13 protein-coding genes are annotated in these 16629 nt (G+C 68.3%); 5 read left to right on the top strand and 8 right to left on the bottom strand.

What is annotated here, in order from left to right; translation table 11 throughout:
* Positions 1-47: 47 nt before the first annotated feature.
* Positions 48-614 (bottom strand): anthranilate synthase component II, encoded by a 567-nt coding sequence (locus tag ACTPOE_RS10405; protein ID WP_458872121.1) that lies wholly within the window; start codon positions 612-614, stop codon positions 48-50.
* Positions 615-1211: 597 nt separating this feature from the next.
* Here ACTPOE_RS10405 and lldR point away from each other — a divergent pair.
* Both lldR and lldD read left to right on the top strand, forming a co-directional pair.
* The gene (gene lldR / locus ACTPOE_RS10400; protein ID WP_458872120.1) at positions 1212-1976 is read left to right on the top strand and encodes a transcriptional regulator LldR; all 765 of its coding nucleotides are present in this window, start codon (positions 1212-1214) and stop codon (positions 1974-1976) included.
* The gene (lldD, locus tag ACTPOE_RS10395) at positions 1973-3124 is read left to right on the top strand and encodes an FMN-dependent L-lactate dehydrogenase LldD (protein ID WP_458872119.1); all 1152 of its coding nucleotides are present in this window, start codon (positions 1973-1975) and stop codon (positions 3122-3124) included. The genes lldR and lldD overlap by 4 nt, the downstream gene beginning before the upstream one ends.
* Before the next feature lie 290 nt (positions 3125-3414).
* Here lldD and trpE read toward each other — a convergent pair whose 3' ends face one another.
* The 3 genes from trpE to rpe form a co-directional block, all read right to left on the bottom strand.
* Positions 3415-4935 carry an anthranilate synthase component I gene (gene trpE / locus ACTPOE_RS10390; RefSeq protein ID WP_458872118.1) on the bottom strand — a complete coding sequence of 507 codons (1521 nt, stop codon included), beginning with the start codon at positions 4933-4935 and terminating at the stop codon, positions 3415-3417.
* 181 nt (positions 4936-5116) lie between these two features.
* Positions 5117-5803 carry a phosphoglycolate phosphatase gene (locus ACTPOE_RS10385; RefSeq protein WP_458872808.1) on the bottom strand — a complete coding sequence of 229 codons (687 nt, stop codon included), beginning with the start codon at positions 5801-5803 and terminating at the stop codon, positions 5117-5119.
* A 140-nt stretch (positions 5804-5943) separates the two neighbouring features.
* On the bottom strand, positions 5944-6666 hold the full coding sequence (gene rpe, locus ACTPOE_RS10380; protein ID WP_458872117.1) for a ribulose-phosphate 3-epimerase: 723 nt from the start codon (positions 6664-6666) through the stop codon (positions 5944-5946).
* Positions 6667-6749: 83 nt separating this feature from the next.
* On the opposite strand from rpe, the gene mltA reads away from it, so the two are divergent.
* The 3 genes from mltA (at position 6750) to ACTPOE_RS10365 (ending at position 10316) form a co-directional block, all read left to right on the top strand.
* Entirely contained in the window at positions 6750-8030 is a 1281-nt protein-coding gene (gene mltA, locus ACTPOE_RS10375; RefSeq protein WP_458872116.1) for a murein transglycosylase A, read from the top strand.
* Between the two features lie 89 nt (positions 8031-8119).
* Positions 8120-9304 carry an FAD-dependent monooxygenase gene (locus ACTPOE_RS10370; RefSeq protein ID WP_458872807.1) on the top strand — a complete coding sequence of 395 codons (1185 nt, stop codon included), beginning with the start codon at positions 8120-8122 and terminating at the stop codon, positions 9302-9304.
* A 184-nt stretch (positions 9305-9488) separates the two neighbouring features.
* A complete protein-coding gene (locus ACTPOE_RS10365) occupies positions 9489-10316 on the top strand; it encodes a DsbC family protein (RefSeq protein ID WP_458872115.1) in 828 nt (275 codons plus the stop codon).
* A 90-nt stretch (positions 10317-10406) separates the two neighbouring features.
* On the opposite strand, the gene ACTPOE_RS10360 is transcribed toward ACTPOE_RS10365, so the two are convergent.
* The 4 genes from ACTPOE_RS10360 to ACTPOE_RS10345 all read right to left on the bottom strand — a co-directional run bounded on the left by ACTPOE_RS10360 (position 10407) and on the right by ACTPOE_RS10345 (position 16446).
* Positions 10407-11558: an ABC transporter substrate-binding protein gene (locus ACTPOE_RS10360; protein ID WP_458872114.1), complete on the bottom strand. Its 1152-nt coding sequence runs from the start codon at positions 11556-11558 to the stop codon at positions 10407-10409.
* Between the two features lie 107 nt (positions 11559-11665).
* Entirely contained in the window at positions 11666-13504 is a 1839-nt protein-coding gene (locus tag ACTPOE_RS10355) for a methyl-accepting chemotaxis protein (RefSeq protein ID WP_458872113.1), read from the bottom strand.
* A gap of 250 nt (positions 13505-13754) precedes the next feature.
* Entirely contained in the window at positions 13755-15593 is a 1839-nt protein-coding gene (locus ACTPOE_RS10350; protein WP_458872112.1) for a methyl-accepting chemotaxis protein, read from the bottom strand.
* Between the two features lie 196 nt (positions 15594-15789).
* Positions 15790-16446 carry a thiopurine S-methyltransferase gene (locus ACTPOE_RS10345; RefSeq protein ID WP_458872111.1) on the bottom strand — a complete coding sequence of 219 codons (657 nt, stop codon included), beginning with the start codon at positions 16444-16446 and terminating at the stop codon, positions 15790-15792.
* Between the last annotated feature and the right edge of the window lie 183 nt (positions 16447-16629).

Genomic DNA, 16629 nt, shown 5'->3' with positions numbered 1-16629 from the left:
ATGGTTCCTTCTGTCTTCGTGTTTTTCAGATAGGCCGGTTCGGGGCTTCAGAGTTCCAGGAAATTGCGCAGCAGCGCGTGGCCGTGCTCGCTGAGCACGGATTCCGGGTGGAACTGCACGCCGTAGACGGGCAGGGACTTGTGGGCGACGCCCATGATCTCGCCGTCGGCGGTCTCGGCGGTGACTTCCAGGCAGTCGGGCAGAGAGTCGCGCTCGATCGCCAGGGAATGGTAGCGGGTGACGGTGTACGGCGAGGGGAGCCCCGCGAAGACGTCGGTGCCCCGGTGCGTGATGGGCGAGACCTTGCCGTGCATGATTTCCCGGGCGCGCACGATACGCCCGCCGTAGGCCGCGCCGATGGCCTGGTGCCCCAGGCAGACGCCCAGGATGGGCTTCCTGCCGGCGAAATGCCGGATCAGTTCGATGGAGATGCCGGCCTCGGCCGGCGAGCACGGTCCCGGCGACACGCAGATGCGGTCGGGATCGAGGGCCTCGATACCGGCGAGGTCGATCTGGTCGTTGCGCACGACCTGGACCCGGGCGCCGAGTTCGCCGAAATACTGCACCAGGTTGTAGGTGAAGGAATCGTAGTTGTCCAGCATCAGCAGCTTCATGATCGGGTCGTCCTGGTCAGTGTCGGGAAACGAGCGCGCGCGTCGGGACGGGCTGCGGAAGCCGGTGGGAGCGGGGAGGGGAGAGTGATACGGACATGGTCTTCCTTGGAGTCAGGAGCCGCCGCACCGGAGATAGATTCACGAAGACCTATGCCTGCCAGAACGGCGGCAAGGTGCGATGAATCACGCATGAGGATGCCGCCCCTAGGAGGGGCGCCACCAGAACGAAGCGTGCACGGTCGCGTGTGAAATCATGGGAAGCATTCTACTGTGCGGCGCGAGCGCTGTCGAGCGGGGTAAATACCGGGTGGCGGCGGCGCCTGATCCTCCCGGGTGCAAAAGATATCGTTCTGCAAGTGGTAATACCATTTTGAATATGGAAATCCAGCTTGTCGCGCGAATCATTGCAGGAATGCTCAAACCGGATCGCTCCAGGCCTCGTTTGGAAAGGGCCATAAATCAGATTTTCAGTGCGATTCAAGGGTAAATGCGGACCTGGATAATGATTGACCCTGGGAATGCCGCATTTCTATAATCCGGTGACCAACCCAGAAATCCGGGTTGTGGTAAGACCAATAAAACAAATTTACGCCGCCCATGCGCCTTTCCGACCGACTCGCGGAACAGCTCCGGGCCCTGATCGACGAACAGGGCCTGAAGCCCGGCGACCGCTTGCCGGCCGAACGCCGGCTGGCCGAGGATCTGGGCGCCTCGCGGCCCTCGATCCGGGAAGCCATCCGCCAATTGGCCAGCCAGGGGTTGCTGCGCAGCCGGCAGGGCGGGGGCACCTACGTCCAGGCCGGCGTGGCCGCCACGGACGACTGGCCAGGGCGGCATCTGGTGCGCCCGCTGGACGAATTGGTCTCCGACGATCCCGAATACCGCTACGACGTGCTGGAAGCCCGCCACGCGCTGGAGGGCGGCACCGCCTGGCATGCCGCATTGCGCGCCACGGCCCAGGACCGTCAGGCGATCCAGCGGCGCTTCGAGGACATGCTGCGCTTTCAGAGCCGCGGCGACCCGGACCTGTCGGCGCAGGCCGACGCCCGGTTCCATCTGGCCATTGCCGAAGCCTCCCACAATGCGGTGCTGCTGCAGATGATGCGCGGCGTGTTCGAACTGCTGCGATCCACCGTCACCGAGAACCGCCAGCGCATGTACCTGATCCAGCATACCCAGGATCAGTTGACTGCCCAGCACCAGGCGCTGATGGAAGCCATCCTGCGCGGTGACGCCGAAGCCGCCCGGGCGACTGTCTGGCGGCACCTGGAGTTCGTGCACGGCAGCGTGCGCAAGCTCGACGAAGACGAGGCGCGGCGCGCCCGTTCCTCCCGTTTGCCCCCTTTCACACTGACATCATGATCATTTCCGCCTCCACCGATTACCGCGAAGCCGCCCGGCGTCGCCTGCCCTCCTTCCTGTTCCATTATGGCGACGGCGGGGCGTATGCCGAATACACGCTGCGGCACAACGTCAGCGACCTGGCGGGCGTGGCGCTGCGCCAGCGGGTGCTGAACGACATGTCGCACCTGGATCTGTCCACGCGGCTGTTCGACGAGACCCTGTCGATGCCGGTGGCCCTGGCGCCGGTGGGTCTGACCGGGATGTACGCCCGCCGGGGCGAGGTCCAGGCGGCGCGGGCGGCGGACCGCAAGGGCATCCCCTACACCCTGTCCACCGTGTCGGTCTGCCCCATCGAGGAGGTCGCGCCCGCCATCGGCCGGCCCATGTGGTTCCAGCTCTACGTCCTGAAGGACCGGGGTTTCATGAAGAGCGTGCTGGAGCGCGCCCAGGCGGCCGGGGTGTCGACGCTGGTGTTCACCGTGGACATGCCGGTGCCGGGCGCCCGCTATCGCGACGCCCACGCGGGGATGAGCGGCCCGTACGCCGCCCTGCGCCGCTACGTCCAGGCCGTGCTGCATCCTCGCTGGGCCTGGGACGTGGGCCTGCGGGGCCGGCCGCACGACCTGGGCAATGTGTCGAAATACCTGGGCAAGCCGACCGGCCTGGAGGACTACATCGGCTGGCTGGGAGCCAATTTCGATCCCTCGATCTCCTGGAAGGACCTGCAGTGGATCCGTGATTTCTGGAAGGGGCCGATGATCATCAAGGGCATCCTGGACCCGGACGACGCGCGCGACGCCGTGCGCTTCGGCGCCGACGGCATCGTGGTGTCCAACCATGGCGGGCGGCAGTTGGACGGGGTGCTGTCCACGGCTCGCGCCCTGCCGGCGATCGCCGACGCGGTCAAGGGCGATATCACGCTGCTGGCTGATTCGGGCGTGCGCACCGGCCTGGATGTGGTGCGCATGCTGGCGCTGGGCGCCGATACCGTGCTCCTGGGCCGCGCCTGGCTGTACGCCCTGGCGGTGGGCGGCGAGGCGGGCGTTTCCAACCTGCTGGACCTGATCGAAAAGGAAATGCGCGTGGCCATGACGCTGACCGGCGCGCGCACCATCGCCGACATCACGCGGGAGTTGCTGGTCCGCGATGGGAACTGTGCCGCGTAAGCCCGCCTTTTTGCCCTGCGCGGCGTGGGGGGGCCTTTTTTGCCGCCGGGCCGCCCCAAGGCAAAAAGCGCCCTTGGGGGCAGCAAGCGGGCGCAGCCCGCGCGGCGTGGGGGGCCTTTTTTTGCCGCCGGGCCGCCCCAAGGCAAAAAGCGCCCCCTCGGGGGGCAGCAAGCGGGCGCAGCCTGCGCAGCGTGGGGGGGCCTTTTTTTGCCGCCGGGCCGCCCCAAGGCAAAAAGCGCCCCCTCGGGGGGCAGCAAGCGGGCGCAGCCTGCGCAGCGTGGGGGGGGAACCTAGATCGGCTCGTCCAGTCCGAACTGCACTTGCTCCGCCGCGCGCAGCAGGGCGCGGGCCTTGGCCTCGGTTTCCTGCCATTCCTTTTCGGGGTCCGAGTCGGCGACGATGCCTGCGGCGGCCTGCACGTACAGCATGCCGTCGCGGACGATGCCGGTGCGGATGGCGATGGCCAGATCCATTTCGCCGCCGTAGCTCATGTAGCCGGCGGCGCCGCCGTAGATGCCGCGCCGCACAGGCTCCAGTTCGTCGATGATTTCCATGGCGCGGACTTTGGGCGCGCCGGTCAGCGTGCCGGCGGGGAAGGTCGCCCGCAGCACGTCGATATTGCTCATGCCGTCGTTCAGTTCGCCGCGCACGTTGGACACCAGGTGCATGACGTGGGAGTAGCGTTCGATGGCCATGGTGTCGGTGACCTCGACCGTGCCGGGCTTGGACACGCGGCCGATGTCGTTGCGCGCCAGGTCGATCAGCATCACGTGTTCGGCGCGTTCCTTCGGGTCGGCCAGCAGTTCCTGCTCCAGGTGCAGATCCTCGTCCTGGGTGGCGCCGCGCTTGCGCGTGCCGGCCAGGGGGCGGATGGTGACCATTTCACGGGCGCGGCCATCCTCGAATTCGCGGTCCTGGCGCACCAGGATCTCCGGCGAGGCGCCCACGATGTGGAAGGTGTCGAAGTTCCAGTAGTACATGTAGGGCGAGGGGTTCAGGGACCGCAGCGCCCGGTACAGTGACAGCGGCGAGTCGCGGAAGGGCTTGGCGATCACCTGACCGATCTGGACTTGCATCAGGTCGCCGGCGGCGATGTAGTCCTTGGCTTTGCGCACGGCGGCCAGGTAGTCGTCCTTCTTGAAGTCGCGCTCCGTGGGCGTCTGCATGCTGGCGTAGGCATAGGGGATGACCACGGGCGTGCGCAGCTTTTCGCGCAGGGCCTTCAGGCGGCGGCGGGCCAGGGCGTAGGCTTCCGGCTGCCGGGGGTCGGCGTAGACGATCAGGTAGGTGCGGCCGGCCAGGTTGTCGACGATGACCAGTTCATCGATCTGCAGCAGCATGATGTCGGGCGTGCCCGGCTGCTGGCCGGCCGGACGCGGCTTGACGCAGGGACCCAGGCGCGGCTCGATGTGACGCACGGTATCGTAGCCGAAATAGCCCGCCAGACCGCCGGCGAAGCGCGGCATGCCGGGACGCAGGGCCACGCGGAACCGCTTCTGGAAGGCCTCGATGAAGGCCAGGGGATCGCCTTCGTGGGTTTCCACGACCTGTCCGCGGGTGACGACTTCGGTGGTGGTGCCGGTGGCGCGGATCAGGGTCTTGGCCGGCAGGCCGATGAAGGAATAGCGGCCGAAGCGCTCGCCTCCCACCACCGATTCCAGCAGGCAGCTGTTGCGCCCGGCCTCCGGTCCCGCATGGGCCAGCTTCAGGTAGATCGCCAGGGGTGTGTCCAGGTCGGCGTAGGTTTCCGCGATCAGCGGAATCCGGTTGTAGCCTTGGGCGGCCAGTGCGTTGAATTCGATTTCCGTCATGGTGGTCTCTGGGTGGGGTGCAGGCCGGGACAGAAACGAAACAGCCCGGCCGATCGAGGGTCCGGGCTGTGGGGCGGGCGGCGCGGGTAGGCCCGCGCGCCGGGTGACCGTCATTACCCGGAACAAGAACACCACCAGCGCCAATAGGCGCCGGCGGTGATCGGGTAATAGCGGATGACGTTCATGCGTGTTCGGTCTGCGAGGTCGCGTCGGCGGCCCACTGAGCGGCCTCGACGATGGAGTCAACTATAGCATCCACCGGCAGGCTCTGCACGGGGCGGCCCTCGTTGTAGCCGTAGGGCAGGGCCAGCACGCGCATGCCGGCGGCGTTGGCGGCCAGGGCGTCGTTGATCGAGTCGCCGATGAACAGGGCCTGAGCGGGCGCGATGCCCAGCAGGTCGCAGGCGTGGAACAAGGGCATGGGGTCGGGCTTCTTGCGTTCGCAGGTGTCGCCGCAGACCACGGCGTCGAAATAGCCGTCCAGGCTCATCTGGCGCAGCAGGGGGCCGGTGAACTCGGTGCCCTTGTTGGTGACCACGGCCAGGCGGGCGCCCTGCTCGCGGAAGGCCTGCAGGCCCGCCATGACGCCGGGATACACGCGGCTGCGCTGGCCGTTCAGGGCACGGTAGTGGTCCTGGTAGCGGGCCAGGCCGCGCATGACCATGTCCACGCTGGCGGGGCTGCCTTCGTGGCCCAGGGTGCGGATGACCAGTTGCTCCACGCCCTTGCCGACGTAAGTGGCGATGATGTCCTCGGCGATCGGCGCCAGGCCCATGTCCTGTCGCATGGCGTTGGCGGCGTCCGCCAGATCGGGGATGGTGTCCAGCAGGGTGCCGTCCAGGTCGAACAGAATTCCGGAAAATTGCATGGTGTCGCGCGCCGGGGAAAGCGGCCGCACCGGATCGGCGGCCAGGTGAATCATGAGAGCGCCGGGGGCGGGTGGGGTGCCCTGGGCGGGCGTCATCGTATCATTACCGCAGGGAATATGCCGCCCTGTTTGGCGGGGGGTCACGAATCCTGGCCGGTGGCCGCGTGGCGCCGGGCGTCGCCCAGGGCGATGCCGTCGCGCAGGTCGGCGACCACGCGCGGGTAGTCGGGCTGGCCGAAGATGGCCGAGCCCGCCACGAAGGCATCGGCGCCGGCCGCGCGGATGTCGGCGATGTTGTCGGCCTTGACGCCGCCATCGACTTCCAGGTCGATGGCCTGGCCGCCTTCGGCCCGCCAGCGGTCGATGCGGGCACGGGCCTGGGCGAGCTTCTCCAGCGTGTGCGGGATGAAGGACTGGCCGCCGAACCCCGGGTTGACCGACATCAGCAGGACCAGGTCGAGGCGCTCCATGACATGGTCCAGCCATTCCAGCGGCGTGGCCGGATTGAACACCAGGCCGGCGCGGCAGCCATGGTCGCGGATCAGGGCCAGCGTACGGTCGACGTGGCGGGAGGCCTCCGGGTGGAAGCTGATGATGTCCGCGCCGGCCTTGGCGAAGGCGGGCACGAGCGCGTCGACGGGCTCGACCATCAGGTGCACGTCGATGGGGGCGGTGGTGTGGGGGCGCAGGGCGGCGCACACCATGGGCCCCATGGTCAGGTTCGGGACGTAGTGGTTGTCCATGACGTCGAAGTGGATCCAGTCGGCGCCGGCGGCCACCACGGCGGCGACTTCTTCGCCCAGCCGGGCGAAGTCGGCGGACAGCAGGCTGGGGGCGATGCGGGCGGCGGGCAGTTCGGTCATGGCGAAGGAGGGTCCGGATATGTCATGATGACGGTCTTTACGTTTCCTTCATTTTAGTGCACCTCCCGGTGCAGCGATCCGGCATGAAAATCCATTGGTTGTCCGCGGCCGCGCTGGTCGTCCTGAGCGCCTGCTCCACGGTGCCGCTCGAAGAACCCGCCCCCGGCGGCGAATCCGGCGCCCCCGTATCGGTCGAGCAGCCCCTGGTCGTTCCCCCGCTCTCCGCCTTGCCGGAAACGCCCGTGCGGCCGCTGCAGGGGCGCTATGCGGCGGCTTCCTGGGACAGCCTGCCGGGCTGGGCGGACGATGATCTGAACCATGTCTGGAAGGCGCTGCTCAATGATTGCCGGGGATTGATGCGGCCCGTGTCGGGTTCGCTGGCGCTGCCGGCGCGCGCGGCGCCCCGGGCCTGGCAGCCGGTCTGTCGGGCGGTGGCGCAGTCCGGTCTCGGAGCCGAGGCCGGAGGTCCCGCCGTGCGCCGGTTCCTGCAGGAGCAACTGCGCCCCTGGCGGCTGGACGATGCCTCCGGGCGGGCCGCCAGCGGCATGGTGACGGGGTACTACGAGCCCCTCATCCGGGCGTCGCGCACCCGCGAAGGCGCGTACCAGTGGCCACTCTACGCCACGCCTGACGACCTGCTGACCATCGACCTGGGGGCGGTCTACCCCGAACTGGCCGGCAAGCGGGTGCGCGGCAAGCTCGAGGGCCGCCGGGTGGTGCCCTACGATACGCGGGCCCAGATCACGTCCGACCCGGCCCGCCAGCCGGCCGTGATCGTCTGGGCGGACGACCCGGTCGAGGCTTTCTTCCTGCAGATCCAGGGGTCGGGGCGGGCCGTCCTGCCCGATGGCGGTATGCTGCGGCTGGCCTACGCCGACCATAACGGACGGCCCTACGTCTCCATCGGCCAGTGGCTGGCCCGGCAAGGCGAGATGCCGCTGGCCCAGGCGTCCATGCAGAACATCAAGGCCTGGGCGCGCTCGCATCCCGATCGAGTACCGGAACTGCTGAATGTGAATCCGGCCATGGTGTTCTTCCGCGAGGAACCCATCGTCGATCCGGAACTCGGCCCCCGGGGCGCCTACGGCGTGCCGCTGCTGCCGCGGCGCGCGATCGCGGTCGATCCGGCCTACGTGCCGCTGGGCGCACCGGTCTTCCTGGAGGCCGTGCCCCAGAGTGGCGCGGAGCCGCTGCGGCGGCTGGTGTTCGCCCAGGACACGGGCGCGGCGATCAAGGGCGCGGGCCGGGCCGACTTTTATTGGGGTACCGGCGACGAGGCCGGCGCGCGCGCCGGCCGCATGAAGCAGTCCGGCCGGATGTGGCTGCTGTGGCCCGTGCGGGCCGGGGCGCCCTCGGCGCGCTGAGGCATGCGGATGGCATGTGGATGGCGTGCGGGCGAAAATCCCGCCGGGACGAAGCGCGCCGCGATACGGCGCGGTAAGATGATCGGATGATGAATCAGGAACCCATACTCGTCTGCGGCACCGGCATCGCCGGCCTGGCCTGCGCGCTGGGCCTGGCCCGGGCGGGCCTGCCCGCCGCCCTGCTGGGACCGCGCCAGGTCCCGGCCGCGCGCGCGGCCGACGACTACCATCCGCGCGTCTATGCGATTTCGCCGGCCAGCCGCGATCTGCTCGATCGCCTGGGCGCCTGGCGGCTGATGGACGCGCGCCGCGTCGCCGCCGTCGAGGCCATGGAAATCCAGGGCGACGCCGACGGCCGCCTGGATCTGTCCGCCTGGCAGGACGCGCGCGACACGCTGGCCTGGATCGTCGAATCCGGCGAGATCGAGCGGGCGCTTCAGCAGGCCGTCCAGGTCATGGGGGTCGCCTGGCACGAGGACCGCTTCGAGCGCCTGGAATCCAGGGGCATGGGCGTGCGGGTGACGACCAGACAGGGCCGCGCGCTGGATGCGGCGCTGCTGGTGGGCGCGGATGGCGCACAGTCCCCGGTGCGGCTGGCGGCCGGCATCGAACACCATTACACGCCGTATGGCGACATGGGCGTGGTCGCGCACCTGGACATCGGCCTGCCCCACCAGAACCGCGCCTGCCAGTGGTTCACGGGCGACAGCGTGTTCGCCCTGCTGCCCATGCCGGACACGGCGGACGGTCCGCAGGCGTCCCTGGTGTGGTCGATGCCCGAAGGCCGGGCGCGCGAATGGCTGGCGCTGGACGCCGGCGCCCGGCAGGCGTTTTTCGCCGGACACGCGCAGGCCATCACGGGTGGCCGGCTGGGGCCGCTGCGCCTGCGCACGCGCCCCCAGGGCTTTCCGCTGACGCTCGAGCGCAGCGCCATGATCGCCCCGGGCGTCGCCCTGGTGGGCGACGCCGCGCATCGGGTCCATCCGCTCGCCGGCCAGGGTCTGAACCTGGGGCTGGGCGACGTGCGGGACCTGGTAGACGTCCTGCGGACGCGCGAATCCCATCGCGCGCCGGGCGATCCGCATGTCCTGGCGCGCTATCGTCGCCGCCGGGCCGAGCCCGTGTGGGCCATGGGCCTGGTCACCGACGGTCTGCACCGGCTGTTCGGCGCCTCGAACGCCCCTACGGCCTGGGCTCGCAACCAGGGCATGCGTCTCGTCGATGGCCTGCCCTTCCTGAAACGCCGCCTGATCCGGGCGGCCGCCGGCGACTGAACGTCGGTCCGTTTTTTTGCCGCCAGGCCGCCCTAAGGCAAAAACGGCCCCCTCGGGGGGCAGCGAGCCGAAGGCGCAGCGTGGGGGTCTTTTCTGCCGCCAGGCCGCCCTAAGGCAAAAACGGCCCCCTCGGGGGGCAGCGAGCCGAAGGCGCAGCGTGGGGGTTTTTTCCGAGGTCCTTCCCATGAAATATTCCTTGAGCCTGGCCGCGCTGCTGTTGTGTGGCAGTCTGTCCGCCTTGGCGCAACCTTCCGGCGACCAGATCCTGAGCACCCGGCCGTCGTCCGATCAGTCGGCGCCGTCCGGGTCGTCAGCGCCCGCGCGCGACGGCACTGCGGACCGGGTCTTGTCCACCGCGCCCGCCCAAGCCGATTCGGTCCAGGCCGTCAGTCGCGTTTTCGAGCAGCGCTTTCCCGGGATCCATGTGGACGCCGTGCGGGTGACGCCCATGACCGGGATCTTCGAGGTCCAGGTCGGAATGGATCTGCTGTATACCGATGCCCAGGTGGATTACGTGCTGCAAGGCTCGATGATCGATGCCCATGCTCGCCGTGATCTGACGGCCGAGCGGCTCGAGGCTCTGCAGCAGGTGGCCTTCGGCAGCCTGCCGCTGGATCACGCGATCAAGCAGGTGAAGGGTACCGGCGCGCGCAAGGTTGCCGTGTTCGAGGACCCCAACTGCGGCTATTGCAAGCAGTTGCACCGGACCCTGGAAGACGTCGACGATGTCACGGTCTATACCTTCCTGTTTCCGATCCTGACGCCGGATTCCACCACCCGTTCCCGCGACATCTGGTGCGCGGCCGACCCGGCCAAGGCCTGGAAGGCCTGGATGCTGGACGGCAAGGATCCGGCCAGGGCCGAGTGTGACACGCCGATCCAGGACAATCTGGCCCTGGGCCGCAAGCTGAACGTGCAGGGCACGCCAGCCCTGTTCTTCGCCGATGGCACGCGCGTCAACGGGGCGCTGCCGCTGGAGGCGCTGAAAAAGAAACTGGACGCGCAGTCCTGACCGTTCTGGCGGCGCTGAAAGCGAAAAACCCCCGTCGTGCGATGAACGCGGGGGTTTTTCGTTGGGCGCCGGATGCGCACTGAATGATGGTCACTTCAGCAGCGTCCAGGCGCCGTCCTTGACGGTGATCAGCTCGCGGCCGCGCCGGTCGAAGCCGCTGTGGTCCTCGGGCGTCATGGTGTAGACCCCCTGGGTGGCGACCAGCTCATGCGTCTGTTCCAGAGCGTCGCGTAAGGCGCGGCGGAATTCCGGTGTGCCCGGCTTGGCGGATTTCAGGGCGGTGGGGATGGCGTGTCGCAGCAGCAGGCCGGCGTCGTAGACGTTGGCCCCGAACGTCGCCGGCTTTTCGCCGTACATCGCCTGGTAGCGCTGGATATAGTCCTGGACGATGGGTTTGGACGGATTGCTGTCGGGGATTTCAGGCAGCACGAGCATCAGGCTGGCGGCCAGGATGGTGCCTTCGGCCGACGTGCCGGCGAACTTCAGGAAGGCGGGCAGGGCGGCGCCGTGGGTCTGGTAGAAGCGGCCTTTGTAGCCTTGTTGCGCCAGTGCGGTCTGCGGCAGGGCGGCGGCGCCGCCCGTGCCGGCGATCAGGATGGCGTCGGGTCTGGCGGCCAGCAGCTTCAGGGCCTGCCCGGTGACGGAACTGTCGGTGCGCTGGTAGCGTTCGGCTACGGTCAGGTCCAGCCCCTTGTCTTTGGCCATGCGGCTGAAGACCTGATACCAGTCGTCACCGTAGGCGTCGGCGAAGCCGATGAAGCCGACAGTCTTGATGCCGCGCCCGACCATGTCCTGGATCAGGGCCTGGGCGATGATGTCGGTGTTCTGGGTGGTCTTGAAGGCCCACTTTTTCTGTTCGGTCATGGGCAGCACCACCGAGGCCGCGCCCACGGGAGCCAGCATCGGCGTGCCGGATTCGGCGACGAATTGCAGCACGCTCATGGCGTTGGGCGATCCGGTGGGGCCGATCAGGGCGTCGACGTGCGCCTCGCTGATCAGTTTCTTGAAGGCCGTGACCGTCTGCGTCGGGTCGCTGGCGTCGTCCAGAGTGATGTATTCGATGTCCTGGCCGCCCGCCCTGGCCGGCAGCAGTGGCACTGTGTTTTTCTGGGGGATGCCGACCAGGGCGGTCGGGCCGGTGGCGGACACGACCACGCCGATTTTTACCTGGGCATGGACGTGAAACGGGATGGCCAGGGTCAGAGCGGCTGCCAGGGCGGCGCCGGGGATGCGGATATTCACGGCGAATGTCTCCTGAATGAAGCACGGCCCGCGATTGCGGGCCGTGCGCGAATCACACGAGATTGTAATGAAAAGCTTTGAGGGAACCCGCCGGATCCGGACGGCCGCTAGAACTCGGTCCACTCCTCGGTGTCGGCCGAGGCCGGGGCGGGCTTGCCGGGAGCGCGCAGAGCCGGTTTCGCGGCGGCGCGGGGCGCGGGCGCGCCGGCCCGCGCGTCGTGGCGAGGCCGCGTCGGCGCGGGACTGACGACCTTCTCGGGCGCCGAGGGCAGGCGCGCCGGCTGGGCGGACCGCGCGGCGCCGGCCCCCGGTGCGGAGGCGGAAGCGCCGCCCGCATGGGCCCCCGCGCCGGCGCCCGCATGGGTGCGGGCGGCATTCGTGCCGGCGCCCGCCCCGGTGGCGGCCTCGTCCTGGCTCAGGGTGAATGTGGCGACCAGCTTGGCCAGGGTGTCGGCCTGCGCCTGCAGGCTGGAGGCGGCGGCGGCCGATTCCTCGACCAGACTGGCGTTCTGCCGGGTGACGTCGTCCATCTGCGTGACCGCCGCGTTGATCTCCTCGATGCCGGTGGTCTGTTCGCGGCTGGCCGCGCTGATCTCGCCCATGATGTCGGTGACGCGGTTGATGCCATCGACGATGTCCTGCATCGTGGCGCCCGCGCGCGAGGCCTGCTCATTGCCCTTGGCGGTGGATTCCACGGAGGTGTCGATCAGGCCCTTGATCTCCTTGGCCGCGCCGGCCGAGCGCTGGGCCAGCGCGCGGACCTCGGAGGCGACCACGGCGAAGCCGCGTCCCTGTTCGCCGGCGCGGGCGGCCTCGACCGCGGCGTTCAGGGCCAGGATGTTGGTCTGGAAAGCGATGGAATCGATGACGCCGATGATGTCGGCGACCTGTTGGGACTTGGTGTTGATCTCGCTCATGGTGGAGACGAGCTCGGCGACGATGGCGCCGCCGTCGGTGGCGGTCTTGGCGGCGGAGGCGGCCAGGGTGTTGGCCTGCTGGGCGTTGTCGGCGTTCTGGCGCACGGTGGCGGTGATCTGCTCCATGGTGGCGGCGGTCTCGGCCAGGGAACTGGCCTGCTGCTCGGTGCGCGAGGACAGGTCCAGGTTGCCGGCGCTGATCTGGGCCGAGGCCGAGGCGATGGCGTCCGAGCCGCTGCGCACTTCGCCCAGTGCGCCGCGCAGGTTGCGGGTCATGGTGGCCAGGGCGTTCAGCAATTGGCCGATTTCATCGGTGCCTCGGGCGATGACATCGGCGCTGAGGTCCCGGTGCGCCACGGCTTCAGCCAGCTTCACGGCATGCAGCAGCGGATGGGTGACGGACCGCGTCACCCGCCAGGCGAACAGCGGTCCCAGGATCAGGGCCAGCAGGGTAGCGACCGCCAGCACAGTCAGGCCCAGACGGGTGGCTTGCTCGCTTTCGTCGAACAGGTGGGTGACGAAGTCGCCCTGGAACTGGGACAGCTTGTCGATCTCGGCGATGTAGTGGGCCGTGATCTTGGGCATTTCCTGGTTGAAGAAATTATCGGCCTTGGCGTAGTCGCCGTTGTCCAGATCCTTGAAGGCCTGAGTGCGACCCTGGATGTAGGTTTCGCGGACCTTCATCGTGTTCGCGTACAGCGTCTGGGCTTCGGGACTGGTGATCATGGGCTCGATCTTCGCCCGGATGTCGGCCGCCTGCTTGTCCGAGGCGTCCATGCCTTTCTTGAAAACCGCCAGCACGTCCGGATTGGTCAGGTTGGCGGCCGCCAGCGCCTGGTTGGCGTTGACCTCCACTTGGCGAGCCCATTGCAGGATCAGGGCGTTCGCGGTCTGTCGCTCTTCGAGATTGTCGTTGGCCCGCTGGCTGTCGATCATGCGCCAGGCTCCGATGCCGGACATGATGAGCAGCAGGATGATGATGAGCCCGAAGCCCAGGGCCAGTCGGGTGCCGATCTTCAGATTACGCATGGTGTACTCGCGTCATGGCTGGAATGTCTCCTCGATCCGTCCGGCAGCCATCCGATTCGGATCAAACAGTCGTTTGTGTCCGATTGTACGAAGTCGGCCCGATTTCAAATCGGATAACAGGCGCCCGGTGCTGCCACAGTTCAGTCGGGAAAGGGGGGCGCACGTAAAAACGGCCCCTCGGGGGCCGTGCGCGAATCACGCGAAAATGTAATGAAAAGCTTTGGGGGAACCCGCCGGATCCGGACGGCCGCTAGAACTCGGTCCACTCCTCGGTGTCGGCCGAGGCCGGCGCGGGCTTGCCGGGAGCGCGCAGAGCCGGTTTCGCGGCGGCGCGGGGCGCGGGCGCGCCGGCCCGCGCGTCGTGGCGAGGCCGCGCCGGCGCGGGACTGACGACCTTCTCGGGCGCCGAGGGCAGGCGCGCCGGCTGGGCGGACCGCGCGGCGCCGGCCCCCGGTGCGGAGGCGGAAGCGCCGCCCGCATGGGCCCCCGCGCCGGCGCCCGCATGGGTGCGGGCGGCATTCGTGCCGGCGCCCGCCCCGGTGGCGGCCTCGTCCTGGCTCAGGGTGAATGTGGCGACCAGCTTGGCCAGGGTGTCGGCCTGCGCCTGCAGGCTGGAGGCGGCGGCGGCCGATTCCTCGACCAGACTGGCGTTCTGCCGGGTGACGTCGTCCATCTGCGTGACCGCCGCGTTGATCTCCTCGATGCCGGTGGTCTGTTCGCGGCTGGCCGCGCTGATCTCGCCCATGATGTCGGTGACGCGGTTGATGCCATCGACGATGTCCTGCATCGTGGCGCCCGCGCGCGAGGCCTGCTCATTGCCCTTGGCGGTGGATTCCACGGAGGTGTCGATCAGGCCCTTGATCTCCTTGGCCGCGCCGGCCGAGCGCTGGGCCAGCGCGCGGACCTCGGAGGCGACCACGGCGAAGCCGCGTCCCTGTTCGCCGGCGCGGGCGGCCTCGACCGCGGCGTTCAGGGCCAGGATGTTGGTCTGGAAAGCGATGGAATCGATGACGCCGATGATGTCGGCGACCTGTTGGGACTTGGTGTTGATCTCGCTCATGGTGGAGACGAGCTCGGCGACGATGGCGCCGCCGTCGGTGGCGGTCTTGGCGGCGGAGGCGGCCAGGGTGTTGGCCTGCTGGGCGTTGTCGGCGTTCTGGCGCACGGTGGCGGTGATCTGCTCCATGGTGGCGGCGGTCTCGGCCAGGGAACTGGCCTGCTGCTCGGTGCGCGAGGACAGGTCCAGGTTGCCGGCGCTGATCTGGGCCGAGGCCGAGGCGATGGCGTCCGAGCCGCTGCGTACTTCGCCCAGTGCGCCGCGCAGGTTGCGGGTCATGGTGGCCAGGGCGCTCAGCAATTGGCCGATTTCATTGGTCGAGTCCGCATGGACTTCATGGCTGAGGTCGCGGTGCGCGATGGTTTCGGCGGCCTCGACCGCACGCCGCAGCGGCCCGGTGATGGCGCGCATGACGCGCCAGGCGAACAGGGGGCCCAGGATGAAGGCCAGGATCGTGGCCAGCGCGAGGATGCGTTCGCTCAGCACGGCTTGGTCCGCCGCGCGTTGCTGGGCCAGGTTGGTCTGTTCCTCCTGATAGGCGCGCAGGGCTTCGATGCTGGCGAGGTAGGTCCGGTTGATCTCCGGCAAGCGTTCCCGGACGATGTCGTTGGCGACCATGGCCTGGTGATCGTCCAGCGCCTTGTAGATGGTGCCCAGGATGTCCAGGTAGCTGGCGCGCAGGTCCATGATGTGCTGGAAGAGGCGCCTGGATTCGGGCACGGTGAACAGGGCGTCCGCCTGCTCGGTGTAGTCCTTGATCCTGACGGTCGCGCCGTCGATCCCCTGCTTGAAATACCCGATCATTTCCGGATCCGAGACCAGTGCGTAGGCTATGACCTGATTGGCCCGGACATCGACATCCCGGGCCCATTGGTCCATCAGCTGCCCGGCTTGACGGCGCTGGCTGATTTCCTCGGCGATCGATTGGGCGTTGAGGGCGTTCCAGATGCCGATCAGCGCCAGGATCAGGGCCAGAGACAGGATGAAACCGAAAGCGGTGGCGAGCCGCGTGCTGATCTTGAGGTTTTTCATGAGGGTTTGGCGGCGTGCGCCGCTCGTGGAAAGAATACCCTCAATACTAGGGAAAACCCTTGAATTCTGATCGATCCAGCAGTGGGCAATAACGCCCCCAGTATTTTGTTTATCGGCGTATAACCCCTTTGTCCATGCGGGAGTCGCATCAAACGGGCCTCGTGCGATCGAGGCGAGGACGGGGCGGGGAGGCGGATCAGGCGGCCGTCAGGCGGAAGACGCAGGTGTTCATGCGGGACACGCCGCGTTCGGCGAATTTGGGTTCCTGGGCCAGGACGTCGCGGGTCTCCAGGCGTTCGATGCGCCAGCGGTCGCCGTAGAGCGTCCGGATCTCGGATTCCGGCACGGAGAACGGCGGCCCGTCCATTTCCTCCTGGGGGTAGTCCAGAGTCAGCAGCAGCGTGCGGCAGCCGGCGGGCAGTTGCCCGTAGACGTGACGCGCATAGCGGACGCGCAGTTCAGGGGACAGGGCGATCAGGGCCGCGCGGTCGTAGCAGGCCGCGCAGCGGGCCAGGGACATCGCGTCCAGGCCGAAGATGTCGCCGCACAGGAATTCGATCGAGCCGGCGCGGTACGAGGTGCCCTGGGGCGTGGTCCGGATTTCGGGCCGCAGCGCATGTTCCTCGAAGAACCGCTCGACGGCGATCGGGGAAAGCTCCACGGCCAGCACGGCATGGCCTTGCTCCGCCAGCCAGGCGACGTCCAGGCTCTTGCCGGCCAGAGGCACCAGTACCCGGCTGCCGGCCGGCAGGCCGAGCCCGGGCCAGTGTTTTTGCAGCAGGGGCATGACGCGGGATTGATGGAAGCCGGTCTGTCCGTGCTCCCAGCGTTGCAGCCAGAAATCCGTATCCATGTGTGTCTCTTCGTGGGGGTGGGGGTGTGCATGCCGGATTGAGGAGCGTCCGGCTCCGGCGGTGGCCGGTGGCATGATGACACAGGACTGTACATCGGGAAACTTGAAACGTCCCGTCTCCGCCGCGATCATGAAACGGTTGATCATGCGATGCAGGAGTACAGGATGGATCAGCCGATCAAG

The sequence above is a fragment of the Castellaniella sp. WN genome, from assembly GCF_054457555.1.
This window is presented reverse-complemented; position numbering and strand designations above follow the sequence as displayed.